The 13,086-nt window shown below is 46.6% G+C and carries 8 protein-coding genes; 4 read left to right on the forward strand and 4 right to left on the reverse strand.

Annotation, left to right across the window (positions count from 1 at the left end; translation table 11 throughout):
- The first annotated feature begins 15 nt into the window (after nt 1–15).
- From Cabys_RS08400 to Cabys_RS08415, 4 genes are all read left to right on the forward strand, one after another.
- Nucleotides 16–1,215 (forward strand): trans-sulfuration enzyme family protein, encoded by a 1,200-nt coding sequence (locus tag Cabys_RS08400; protein ID WP_006929904.1) that lies wholly within the window; start codon nt 16–18, stop codon nt 1,213–1,215.
- Nucleotides 1,216–1,380: 165 nt separating this feature from the next.
- Entirely contained in the window at nt 1,381–2,340 is a 960-nt protein-coding gene (locus Cabys_RS08405) for a UDP-glucuronic acid decarboxylase family protein (protein ID WP_006929905.1), read from the forward strand.
- A gap of 335 nt (nt 2,341–2,675) precedes the next feature.
- Nucleotides 2,676–3,959 (forward strand): class II aldolase/adducin family protein, encoded by a 1,284-nt coding sequence (locus Cabys_RS08410; protein WP_006929906.1) that lies wholly within the window; start codon nt 2,676–2,678, stop codon nt 3,957–3,959.
- 30 nt (nt 3,960–3,989) lie between these two features.
- The gene (locus tag Cabys_RS08415; protein ID WP_006929907.1) at nt 3,990–4,775 is read left to right on the forward strand and encodes a class II aldolase/adducin family protein; all 786 of its coding nucleotides are present in this window, start codon (nt 3,990–3,992) and stop codon (nt 4,773–4,775) included.
- Nucleotides 4,776–6,009: 1,234 nt separating this feature from the next.
- On the opposite strand, the gene Cabys_RS08420 is transcribed toward Cabys_RS08415, so the two are convergent.
- The 4 genes from Cabys_RS08420 to Cabys_RS08435 all read right to left on the reverse strand — a co-directional run bounded on the left by Cabys_RS08420 (nt 6,010) and on the right by Cabys_RS08435 (nt 13,052).
- A complete protein-coding gene (locus Cabys_RS08420) occupies nt 6,010–7,251 on the reverse strand; it encodes an IS110 family RNA-guided transposase (RefSeq protein ID WP_006926587.1) in 1,242 nt (413 codons plus the stop codon).
- Between the two features lie 740 nt (nt 7,252–7,991).
- Nucleotides 7,992–9,407, reverse strand: a complete 1,416-nt coding sequence (locus Cabys_RS08425) for a DUF5009 domain-containing protein (protein ID WP_006929908.1) — start codon at nt 9,405–9,407, stop codon at nt 7,992–7,994.
- Entirely contained in the window at nt 9,404–11,575 is a 2,172-nt protein-coding gene (locus Cabys_RS08430) for a hydantoinase/oxoprolinase family protein (RefSeq protein ID WP_006929909.1), read from the reverse strand. Before Cabys_RS08430 ends, Cabys_RS08425 begins: the two co-directional genes overlap by 4 nt.
- Nucleotides 11,576–11,588: 13 nt before the next feature.
- Complete coding sequence (locus Cabys_RS08435) at nt 11,589–13,052, reverse strand: hypothetical protein (protein WP_006929910.1); 1,464 nt, start codon at nt 13,050–13,052, stop codon at nt 11,589–11,591.
- Nucleotides 13,053–13,086 lie beyond the last annotated feature (34 nt).

Below are 13,086 nucleotides of genomic sequence, written 5' to 3' on the forward strand. Positions count from 1 at the left end.
AATTCGGAGTTAGGTATGGAAAACAATGAAATGAAACGCTACTCTTTTGCTACGCTTTGTGTTCATGGTTCTGGCGGGGCGGATCCTGCCACCGGAGCAATTAGTGTTCCGATCTATCAAAGTTCTACATTTAAGTTTAAAAGCGCCAGGCATGGCGCGCAGTTATTTGCCGGTGAAAAAGAAGGATATGTTTATACGCGTCTGGGCAATCCTACGCAGAGCGCCCTGGAAAAAGAAATGGCCTTTCTGGAAGGGGGAGAAGCAGCCCTGGCTTTTGCCTCCGGCATGGCGGCCATCTCTGCTGTTGTTTTTGCCTATTGTCGGGCCGGAGATAATCTGGTTTCCACCAACACGCTTTACGGAGGAACGCACAACCTGTTTATGGAAACCTTGCCACGTTTTAATATTGAAGCAAGGGAGGTGGATACCACTAATCTTGAAAACATCATTAATGCCATTGACGATAAAACAAGGCTGCTTTACATCGAAACGCCTGCCAATCCTACCTTAACCATTACCGATTTACGCGCTTGCGCTAAAATTGCCAGAGATTATAAAATTCCTCTGGTTGTGGATAATACTTTTCCCACTCCTTATTTCCAGCGGCCTCTGGAGCTGGGCGCGGACGTTGTGCTGCATTCGGCCACGAAGTACATCGGAGGCCATGGAGATACCGTGGCCGGCGTGGTGGTGGGCAAAAAAGATTTTATCGATGAATTACGGGCTAACTTTTTAAGAGACCTCGGCGCTGTGATCAGTCCACTGAATGCCTGGCTATTGGTTCGCGGTTTAAAGACGCTGGCCATCCGCATGGAGAGGCACCAGCAGAATGCAATGAAAGTGGCAAAGTTTTTACAATTCCATCCGAAAATAAAACGTGTGTGGTATCCTGGTTTAACCACTCATCCGCAACACGAGCTGGCTAAAAAGCAGATGGCAGGATTTGGCGGAATGATCAGCTTTGAGATTAAAGGCGGTCGGCGGGCCGGCGAACAATTGATGAATGCGGTTAAATTGATCACCCTGGCTGTCAGTCTGGGAGATGTGGATTCGCTCATTGAGCATCCGGCTTCCATGACCCATTCTACGTATTCCGAAGAAGAACTGGCCAAATGTGGAATTACCGAAAGTCTGGTTCGTCTTTCGGTGGGCATTGAAGATGCGCGCGACTTAATTCAAGATTTGTCGCAGGCTCTGCGCAAAGTTAAAGTTTGATATTCAGAAGCGGCCTCTGGTGTCACGGTCGGCTGACCACCGGCCATTTTGGCCTTCGTCCCGGAAGAGCAGATGCCAGGGGTTGCTTCTTTTAATACACAGGCATCGAATTATTATCTCCAGCTGTAAATTGCTTTTTGAGGATTAATATAGAAAGGAAAACACGTGCGGATTCTTGTGACAGGCGGCGCGGGCTTTATTGGCTCTCATTTGTGTGAAACGCTGTTGAACAAAGGCCATGATGTATTATGCCTGGATAATTTCTTCACCGGACAAAAGGAAAATATCTGGCACCTGATGGATGATAAACGATTTGAGCTGATCCGGCACGACGTGACGCAGCCGATTTTGCTTGAGGTCGATCGCATTTACCATTTTGCCTGCCCCGCCTCTCCTATTCACTATCAGTACAATCCGGTTAAAACTATTAAAACCAGTGTGATGGGTACTATTCACATGCTGGGCCTGGCAAAACGCGTACGGGCGCGCATTATGCTGGCCAGCACGTCTGAAGTGTATGGCGACCCTAAAGTGCATCCACAAAAAGAAAGTTACTGGGGCAATGTCAATCCCATCGGGATACGCAGTTGTTACGATGAAGGCAAACGCGTTGCGGAAACGCTGATGATGGATTATCACCGTCAAAATAAAGTCGATATTAAAATTGTGCGGATTTTTAATACTTATGGACCGCGCATGGCAATCAATGACGGTCGGGTGGTCAGTAATTTTATCATTCAAGCTTTAACCAATCAAAATATTACCGTCTATGGTCGCGGCAATCAAACGCGTTCCTTTCAATACATTGACGATTTAATTGATGGCGTGGAGCGCATGATGAATGTAGAGGATTTTATCGGTCCCGTTAACCTGGGAAATCCGCATGAATTTACCATTCTGGAACTGGCTGAAAAGGTCATTGAACTGACCAATTCCAGATCAAAAATTGTTTTTAAACCTCTGCCAGCGGATGATCCCGTGCAGCGCAAACCTTTTATTGGACTGGCTAAAGAAAAATTAGACTGGGAGCCCAGGATTAAACTGGAAGATGGATTAAAAAAGACGATTGCCTATTTCGACGAGGTTCTTTCCAGGCTTCCGGACAAAAAACCGATCATTGATTGATTTGCTCCGTGGCCGGGCGGTTGATTTTTAGATGACTCTTACACTCTTAACTTTTTTCTTCTCCAACGGTGGAAACCATTTCCCGTGTTAACCCTCACCCTCTCATTCCTCCCCCTTCCGGAATAAGTCTGGCAGAGGTGACGCTGAGCATGGGCAGTTATTTCCAACGGTGTAAAGGATTCCCACGCTGGCCAGTTTCGCGCAAAAGCGGGAAGAAGAATGACAGGGCGGTGATCATTCACCCCCTCCGGCTGGCGTGTAAAATTTTTTCATTTATTCTTTTTAATTCATAAACTTGTTTTTAATGTTAATTTAAAAAAAGGAAGGGAACGTTCTTGCACTGGCAAAAACAGTCGCCTGCCGAACACATTGCGCGCACCATGGAAGTCATTTATTCTAACGGAATGACCACCCTCTCCGGCGGGAATATTTCCGTTATGACTCACGATGACCAGTTGTGGATCACGCCGGCCGGCGTGGATAAGGGAAAAGTTACTGCGGATGACATGGTTTGTCTTAATAAAGAGGGAACCGTAAAAGGCAAACACCGGCCTTCCAGCGAACTGCCGTTTCATCAAAAGATCTACAGACAGCGGAAGGACATAAAAGCCGTCATCCACGCCCATCCGCCGGGATTAATGGCCTTTAGTCTGGCGCATGAATTACCTGATCCTGAAATAATTCCTTCTTTTGGACTGTCCATTGGTAAAATTGGTTACGCCGCTTACGCTCTACCGGGTAGTCAGCGTTTGAGCGTCCGTATTGCAGAACCTTTTGCTGCTGGATGTCAGGCTGTTCTGCTGGAAAATCACGGCGTGGTTACGGCCGGTGCGACCCTGTGGGAAGCCTTTCATCGGCTCGAGGCGCTGGAATTGCTGGCGGCCATTTTGATTCAGGCGAAAAGGATCGGTCAAATCAAAAAAGCCGCTTGTCGCTCGCTGCTTGCGGAGTATGCAGAAGGAAAGGAGACTGTAGAAATCGAAACTCCCGCTTCTGCCAGAGCGGCGAAGGAATTAAAAGAGGAAATGGTTCGCTTCATCATGCGCGGCCTTAATCGTCGGCTTTTGTTCAGTTCGCTGAGCGTCCTTTCTGTGCGCGTGAATTCAACCGATTTTTTGATTACGCCGGCAGACGGAGGATTAGTTAATATTACCACGCATGATCTTGTTTTGCTGAGTAAGGGCAGAAGTGAAACCGGAAAACGGCCGCATCCCTTCGACCGCCTGCATCATACCATTTACCGCCAGCATGCGGCAATCGGGACGATCATTCAATCGCCAGCGCCGCACATCACGGCATTTGCCGTTAGCGATCAGAGGTTTGACAGCCGCTTAATTCCCGAAAGCTATGTAGTGCTGCGAGAGACGCTTCGCGTTTCTTTAAATGATTTACGACAAAATTTGCAAGACCTTTCATCCTTGCTTTCTGCTCAACGGCCGGCTTTGCTGTTAGAGAACGAAGGGGTTTTAATCACGGGCGCCAATCTCTTGCAAGCTTTTGATCGACTGGAAGTGGCCGATTTTAGCGCGCGCGCCATGATTGATGCGCTAACCGCAGGCAAGATTAACCCCATTCCGCAAAATGAAATTCGAGAAATTGAGAAAAAATTTTTAACTTAGGGTTAAGGCTATCATGAAAAGGAAGGTAAAATGACCATCCTTAATCTTAAAAAGCAAATCATCGAGGTAGGCCGACGGTTGTGGCAGCGGGGGTATGTGGCGGCCAACGACGGCAATATCTCCGTGCGTCTCAATGAAAGGGAAATATTGACCACGGCCACGGGCGTAAGCAAAGGATTTATGAACGAGGAGATGATCGTTAAGATTGATATGGAAGGGCGGTCGCTGGAACGACACGCCAAATTCAAACCGTCCAGCGAGGTCAAAATGCATCTGGAAGCCTATCGCCAGCGGCCCGATGTGCATGCCGTGGTGCACGCCCATCCGCCATACTGCACCAGTTTTGCGGTGGCGGGCATTCCGCTTGATCGCTGCGTGCTGCCCGAAGCCATTTTAATTCTGGGAGCGGTGCCCATCGCAGAATTCGGTTTGCCTTCTACCCTGGAAATCCCGGAAAAAATCCGGCCGCACCTTCAAAACACGGACGCCATTTTGCTGGCCAACCATGGCGCCTTAACCCTGGGCACGGATTTAATGAATGCCTATTTTAAGATGGAAACTCTGGAACATGCCGCGCACATTGTATGGAATGCCATTCAATTAGGTAATGTGAATGTGCTTCCGGAAGAAGTAGCGACGCGTTTAATGGCCCTGCGCAGTAATTACAATCTTTCCGGCAAAGTAACCAGCTGTCAGGCCGGGCCGTTGACTGTTTCGAAAATGGCGCGGTCCGCCAAGGCGGATTTTAACAATGATTTAACAGAAGAACAAATAGAAGAAATACAACAGGCCATTTTGAAACGGCTTAAAAAGTAGATATTTATTACAATGGGGTGTTGAATGCGGAGCAGCATAAAACATTTTTGCAGGGATTTAAGCAACCACTGAGAGCGCAGAGAAGTCACAAAGGGCGTAAAGAATGTTGTAATTAAAAATAGTTTAAATTGCCCTCACCCCCTGCACCTTCTTTCCCCGAATAAAAATCTGGGAGAGTGGGAAATTTAGCTTTGGAAGTAATTTCCTATGGTGTAAGTGATTCCTGCACTGGTCAGTTAGGAATGCCAGGCCGCCGACCATTCAATTTTGAACCATGATTTACTTGATTTCGGGATTTCCAAGATTTGCTTTTTGTGGCTGCAAAATTTCGCCTTAAATTTGAGTGTAAACGTTCACGAGTGAAAAAAAGAATCAAGTTAATCCTGTAATCACATTAATCAAGGTTCAAAAACTACCTCATAATTTCTAAACTCTTATCCTCTTACACTTTTACACTTTTTTTGCCCAACGGTGGCAGGAAATGTCCGGAGTGGCCCTCACCCCCTTTACTTCCCCCTCTGCCAGAATAAAAGTCTGGGAGAGGGGGAAGTTTCGCATGGCAGATTATTTCCAACGGTGTAAAAGATTCCCGCGCTGGTCAGTTTCGTGCAAAGGCGGGAAGAAATGACAGGCCGCCGACCATTCAATTTTGAACCATGATTTACTTGATTTCGGGATTTCCATGATTTGCTTTTTGTGCCTACAAAATTTCGCCTTAAATTTGAGTGTGAACGTTCACGAGTGAAAAAAAGAATCAAGTTAATCCTGTAATCACATTAATCAAGGTTCAAAAACTACCTCAAAACCTCTAAACACTTATACTCTTATACTTTTTTTGCTCAACGGTGGCCGGAAATGCCCGGGGTGGCCCTCACCCCCTTTAATTCCCCCTGATTTATTATAGTCAAATATTTTAATAATAAAGTTATTAACAATATGTTAATAACTGTAGAGGGTGTGGATATGTGGATAACTCATTTTTTACACACCTAACTCCTTTCTTTTTAATATGTTAATTATTGTGGATAACTTTTTCGCCTATTTTTTGAGATATTTTACCTTGTTCTACCCTGATATTCGAGAGTCTGTATTTTAACAGCTCTTATCTTACTTAATCGGAACTAAGGTAAATATGACGGGAAGCCTTTTTTTGCTCTCTTACCGAAGGTCATACTATCTGTATGCCTTTATGGGGGGGCCGAAGGTCTTCCCGCCATATCTCAAATTGTTGCTTTTAGGCTGCTTTATTTGATTTTTTATAGCCTTCTATGTAGAAACTATCATCTCTTACTAATGCAAAAATAATGGCTAATATCTTTCTGGATAACGCCGTTAAAGCCTTGGCGCTGGCCATCCCTTTCTCCTTATGTACCTGATAAACTTCTTGTAAGATACCTCTACTTGCATTGATGGCTATATAAAAAAGAGCTTTTCTTAATAAACTCCGACCGCGTTTGCTTATGTGATGTTTACCTTTATGTTGGCCAGAACTGACTTCATACAGGTTTAATCCCGCTATCTTCTCTAACTCACGATAACTTTTATATCTGCGGATATCTCCTAACTCTCCTATTAAAATGGCTGCGATTATGGGTCCTATCCCTTTTATGGATAATATGTTCCTGCTGTATGGCACTTCTTTTAAATAATTCTCTATCTCATCCTTTAGTGACTTTTGATAAGATTCTAAACGATCTATCTGATCAAGATGTATCTTGATCTCCATTACAATGGACCGGGTTCCTTCTTTGATGCCTCCGCTCATCTTAGCAGCTTCATATAAAGCAAGGGCCTTTTCTTCACCTAATCGGTTTTTACTTACTGACTTTATTAGCTCTGTTAGCTTTGTTAAGCCTAAATCCAATATGAATTGAGGTAAAGTATAATGAGCCAAAAGATAACGTGAAGTCTTTGTAGTTAAATCTCTCATGACCTGAGAGAATTCCGGAAATATCTTAAATAACTGTCCCTCAATTCGATTATAACTCCTTCGTAGATCTTCAAGTATTTTCTCTCTTAAATGAACCAATTCGCGTAATTCCGCAAAAATTCCCTCTGGGATGATTACTGTTAAATATTTGTTTAATTCTATTATATCTGCTATGACCTTTGGGTCTTTTTTATCTGTCTTATTGGGACTATTGTCCGTTAATTCTTTCAGGCGCTTGGTATGCATCGGATTTATTTGTACAATCTCATAGCCCCTTCGATGTAGATAATGAATGAGCGCAAGCCCATAGCTGCCAGTGGATTCCAGGCCAAATAAACAATTCTTAAGACCGGTCTTTGCTCTGAAGCTTTCTACTTTTTTTAAAAAATATTCGAATCCTTTACCTGTGTTAAAAAACTTAAACACTTCTAACTCCTGACCATCTTTTGTACGTGCATAACCGTAATTAAATTTTTTGCCTATATCCACTGTAACTAATAAGGTTTCTTCGTTGAATTTTCTCTCTTTTTTGTTTATTTTCCCCATGACTATGCTCCTTTCTTTTTTTTTAAATCAGCTTACAATTTAAGGAGTATAGTCTTTTCTTTCATCCTTTTGTTGACAACTATAATATAGTAAGCTCTGCCAGAATAAAAGTCTGGGAGAGGGGGAAGTTTCGCATGGCAGATTATTTCCAACGGTGTAAAAGATTCCCGCGCTGGTCAGTTTCGTGCAAAAGCGGGAAGAAATGACAGGCCGCCGACCATTCAATTTTGAACCATGATTTACTTGATTTCGGGATTTCCATGATTTGCTTTTTGTGCCTACAAAATTTCGCCTTAAATTTGAGTGTGAACGTTCACGAGTGAAAAAAAGAATCAAGTTAATCCTGTAATCATATTAATCAAGGTTCAAAAACTATCTCATAATTTCTAAACTCTTACACTCTTACACTTTTTTTGCCCAACGGTGGCAGAAAATGTCCGGAGTGGCCCTCACCCCCTTTAATTCCCCTTCTCCCAGAATAAAAGTCTGGGAGAGGGGGAAGTTCTGTACGTGGACAGTTTTTCCCTAAGGTGTAATGGATACCTGCGTTCTAATGAATGATACGTCTTTGTGTCAGGAATTTTCTGGGCAGGTCTCTTAGCCTACAGAGTGGAATGAGGAATGACATTTTGGCCCCCATTCAACCATTCAACCATTCAACCATTCAACTAATCAACCATTACGGCTTCGAAACAAGCAATTTCAGCAAAACGCCTTTTTCCGCTTTCGCCCGCTAAAGATCAGGTTTTCCAGAAAATTTTATGTTTACTTAGCCAATAAACGCCCAAAGCCACAGTAGCGGTGTAAAGCAGACCCTTAATAAATCCCAGCCAGGGCGAAGCGCAGGTTAACTGATCGAACAAAGAAGCCAGTCCGCTTAAGGCCAGGATCGGCCACAGAAAGTTGGCAAACCCCACGTAAGCGATCATCGGATTCTGGCCGTTGCCCGCCAGCAATTTTAACCAGAAAGGGCGTTTAAACAGCGCTTCAAAAATGGTGAAAGCAATGAGTAAAAAAATGGAAAGGCCGGACGTAACCAGGTAGTAGCTCATGGTGGGATGGTCCTTTTTGATCCCGCCTTCATAAGGTTCAAACACCAGACCTAAAATCATCCAGTAGCAGCCCCAGAGAAAAATCTTTTTTAAAAAATTTTCGGTGGGCGTCTGGCCGTTTTTTAATAATAACCATCCGCCTGAAAGCAGAATAAAAGTACTCAGGTGATTGAACCAGAGCCATCGGGCCTGCAATCCAATCAGGTTAACCGTTAAAATTAAAAGCATGATAAGCCCCACGCCCAATGGATGCCATGCGGGGCGGCTAAAGAGAGGCGCTGTTGTTGTTTTAAGATTTTTCCGCCACTCAAGCATGGCTTCGCCAACAATGGTTCCGGGAATGACCAGAAACAGATATTGATGGTAATAAAGATTGTACAGCCAGGGCAGGGGGCGAAATTCCCATAGCCACTGAATCCATCCGGGCTCGGTGTGCGCCAGACGAATGGCCAATAAAACGCCCAGCACGCCCAGGCGTACAAGCAGATTATTCCTCGTTAAAAGCCAGATGACAGAGCCGGAAAAATAGACATTGGTCAGCACAATGATAATGATATCCGATCGATACAACGAAAAACCGGAACCGTCCGGATAGCGAAGAAGGAATAAAAGAAGCAGCGCCGCCAGCCAGGCAAAAAGTTTAAAAACCAAACGAAATTGAAAGGGCCAGTGTTCGGGCAATTTAACAAAAATGGCAAACATGATGGCAAAACCCAGCAGCGCCAGCAGCCAGGCTTGGACCGTAAGTTGGGGATCGATGATGTGCGGACGCACATGAAACAGAAAAATGGCAAAGAAAGCTAATAAAAAGGTGCGCTCCACAATGTGCAAACCCACGCGGGGCAGCGACTGGCGTGTTAAACGCTTTTCCAGAGCGAGGGGAATGGCCGCCCCCAGAGAGAACAGGAAAAGCGGAAAGACCAGATCCACCCAGGTAAAACCAGGCAGGTTGGGGTTAAAAATCCGTTCCGGCGGAGGAAGCTGTGCGTGATACATCCATGCCGGCAGGCCGGTGTAGGGGATGGTTCCTGCCAGGACCATGGTCAAAATGGCAAAGCCTCGCAGGGCATCCAGGTTAAGGACGCGTTCGTTTGCGCTTTTCATTGTTTTCTGGCTCCGATAAGCACGACTGTTTCATCGGCCGGCGTCTGCTTTAGTTCAGCGTCCACCAACGCAGATATCTGACCCGGCTCAATCAATCCGCTGAAATCAATGATGCGCGCCGACACCAGCAGAAAAATGTCCGGAAGCAGCGGGCCGGCGTCGCCAAAGGTGGTTTGCGCTTTCATCATTTCATTTATCTGCTCGCGAACTTTATCGACATTGGTTTGAACCACCTGACAATCGTTGATTTGCAAACGCACCACGCCTTCGCGATCCAGTACGCGCACGCTCTGGTATTGGTGTTTAAAAAGTCCAAAGAGACGTTTTTGGGTTCTGATCGTGGTGAATGCCAGTAGTTGCGAGGTTTTTGCTTTTAGCTGAACGTCTTCTTTGGGGCAGTGTAGAAGCGTGGCCGCCAGTTGTTGAAGCTCCTGGTCTGACTTCGGCTTCAGTTGCAAATCGCGCATGCGCAGTTCGCCAGAACCGGTGGCAATGGCAATCAACCGCTTATTACGCGCGTCCACTTCCACGCTTACTTCAATGCTTTCCGGTACGGCGCCCATGGCCTGAACGCTTTCCATGGCTTCCTGGCGAATGGATAGGATGTCTGCTTCTGTGGGATTGATTACCGTTCGCTCGACGGTATCGCGAATAATGCCCAGCGCGGCGCCAATGGCTGAAAGCACTTCGGTGTTTTGAGCGATGGCATGGGGCAGGTTAAGATGCGCTGCTGTAAAGGGCACAAGGGCCGGTGCGCCGCCCCCTCCGCCTGCCAACCGGATGAGATCGGTGTCCAGCTTGTATTCACGGATCAGCTGGCGAATGGTGGGTTTAATCTTGTCGGCGGCAATGGTCAGAATCTGGCGGGCAATGTTTTCTGCAGATTGCCCGAGCTTTTGGGCAAAAACTTTAAAAAAGGTGTTCAAAGCTTTGACGTTGGCAGCTCCGTGGCCGATGTCCTTAACCAGCCCCAGAAAATTCGCTGCTCCGGTGGGCGTAATGACGTACCGTTTTTGCGTGTTGGGCGGTTTGACGTAAAAATAGTCCTGCGGGTCACCGGGCAGGGGCTGAAAGGGGACGATTTCAAATTCTTCAAAAGAATCGTCTTCAGCAAATGAGACGTAGTGTAAATTGGCGATGTGCGCGCTCCGCGGCCCCACATCGGTAATGCGGTTTGCAGAAAGACGAGGCATGGAACCGCCGGCAATACCAAGCGTGCGCACATCGAGCGTTTTTAAATAGAGACGATGGCCGCCTACGCTGGCCGTTTTTACCTGCGGTTTGCCATGCTTGATAACTGAGATATCGGTTGAGGTGCCGCCCACTTCGATAAAAATTCCGTCGGAAATTTTTACATACATCAGGGCGGCGGCCACGCCTGCCGCAGGTCCGGAAAGCATGGTTAAAATGGGACGTTTACGCATTTCGTTAATATCCATAATGCCGCCGTCGGAGCGCATGATCATTAACGGCGCTTGAATACCGCTTTTGCGCACTGCTTCTTCGGTGAGGTTGGCGGTTTCCAGCATTTTGGGCAACATGCCGGCGTTAATGGCGGCCGTGCGCGTTCGAATGCGCAGACCGTACAATTTGGTCAGTTCGCTGGCCGCCGTGGCCAAATAGCCCAACTCTTCGGCAATCTGTTTCACCAGCAATTCGTTTTGGGGATGATCCACGCCAAACGCTTCGCTGGCCACAATGACCTGCGCGCCCTGCTCGATGAGTTCTTGCACCGTTTTTTTGATGAGCTGGCGGGAGAGAGGGGAATCGGTATTTAAAAAACGATGAAAGGTTTGCAAAAATTTACCGGGCGCCAGTTCAAGATTTTTAAGCCGTGTTTCACGCCGGGCCAGCCGGGCTTGCAGGCCTTTGCCCATACCAATAATACCCACCGGCGCAAGGTCGCCTTCTAACAGAGCGTTGGTGGCCTGAGTGGTAGAGTGGGCGATTAAAACCACCTCATCGGGATGAATGTCGGCCTTTTTAAGAACGAGTTGTAAAGAATCGATTACGCCCTTTGCCACGCCTTCTTTTGCCCGATGCGTGGTGGGCACACAGGCTTTGCCCAGCAAGCTGTAGTCGGAAATATCGATCGCCACGGCGTGCGTAAAGGTGCCGCCCACGTCGATGCCGATTTTAATTTTTCGCTGATTTTTTTGCCGTTCCATTCTTTATTTTGCCTTAATAAAACATTGTTGCCGAAATGATTAAGCCGATAAAAGCCACAGCCCAGGTATAGGGTAGAGTATTCCACAGGATTTTTTGTACATCCACCTGCATTTCATTGGCCAACCACACATTGTGCGTGTTGGTGGGATCGCTGATGCCCTGCACCTGGCCGACGGCCATTAACAGACCCATCACTGCGCCCGGATTCATGCCGCTGGCCAGAAAAACCGCCGCCAGTCCATAGCCCATGCCCCACACGTTTAACGGCCCGCGGTACAAGGCCAGCGGCGCAACCAGCCCGAAAAGGAGAACATAAAAAAGTCCGTTGGAGGGAACCAGCGCAGCCATGAAAGGCTGCAAAAGGCGCAGCACCGGCCATGTGCCAGAATAAGCGCCTCCCGGCCCCATGATGGCGTTGAGCAACATACCGATGCCCAGCATTAAAATAACAGCCGGCATCACCACCCCGCCGCCTTCCAGCATGGCGCCCACAAAGGTGTTTAAATGCCCTTTGCGATAGGTGGCAAAATAACAGAAAATTAAACCGCAGATAAAGGCCGCAATGAAATTCATTTCAAAAATTAAAATTAAAAGCAGAGGCAGCAGGGGACTGAGGTAGGCCGTCCAGAAAATTTTGTTTTCGCTGTCCTTTTTTTTAAAGAAAGCAAATTGAAGCGAAAGCAGGAAGGCGATCACCAGAAACGAAGCTGTTGCCCATCGTAAAATGCGTAACAGGTGTGCAGTACATGTAGCAAGCTGTTGTTGTTGTGCGGGCGGGATCATTCCGTAAATGGCAAAACCGCCGCCGATCAGAGCAATTATTAAAAGACTGTTACGGATGATTTTTTTTAACGGTAAATGCTGTCCGTCACGGTACAGTTGAACAGTAATGTAGATGATGGCCATTAAAAAGGTGCTCAGGAACATGAGCAGGGCAAAAGGTCGAATTTGATCAACCGTTAGATTCATCACATCGATGTAAACCGCCCAGTTGCCCACATTTAAAATGCCGCCCATAGAGAGACCAATCAAAAAGATGCCGGCAACGGTGAGCGGGCTGAGTCCAATGGCGGAAAGGATGGGCAAAACAATGGTGGCCACCATAATGATGGCGCCCAGACCGCCCAGGGTTGTAAAAAGCAGCGTAATTAAGATGAGCATGAGCAGCGAGATGCCCCAGGGACTGTCGCCGGCCAGTTCCGCGCCGTACTTTATTAAGTTGTTGGCCACGCCGGTTTTCTGCAAAAAAACACTTAACATACTGCCAAACAGGGCAATGGTGTAGGCATTGTGCAATTTTAACGCGCCCTGACCAATAACCAGTTGTAAGGTGCTATTCAGATCAACGCCGCTTACCAGAGGAATAAAAAAGGCCATCAGCGGCAGGGCAATGAGCGCGGGAATTTTTCTGAAAAACATGGCGGTGGCCGATAAAATAAAAATTAGAATGACGGCTATAATTTGAAAAGTTTCCATAAAGCTAAAATTTCTTTGTTTCTAACTTTATTTT

The sequence above is a fragment of the Caldithrix abyssi DSM 13497 genome (assembly GCF_001886815.1).
Taxonomy (GTDB): Bacteria; Calditrichota; Calditrichia; order Calditrichales; family Calditrichaceae; genus Caldithrix; species Caldithrix abyssi.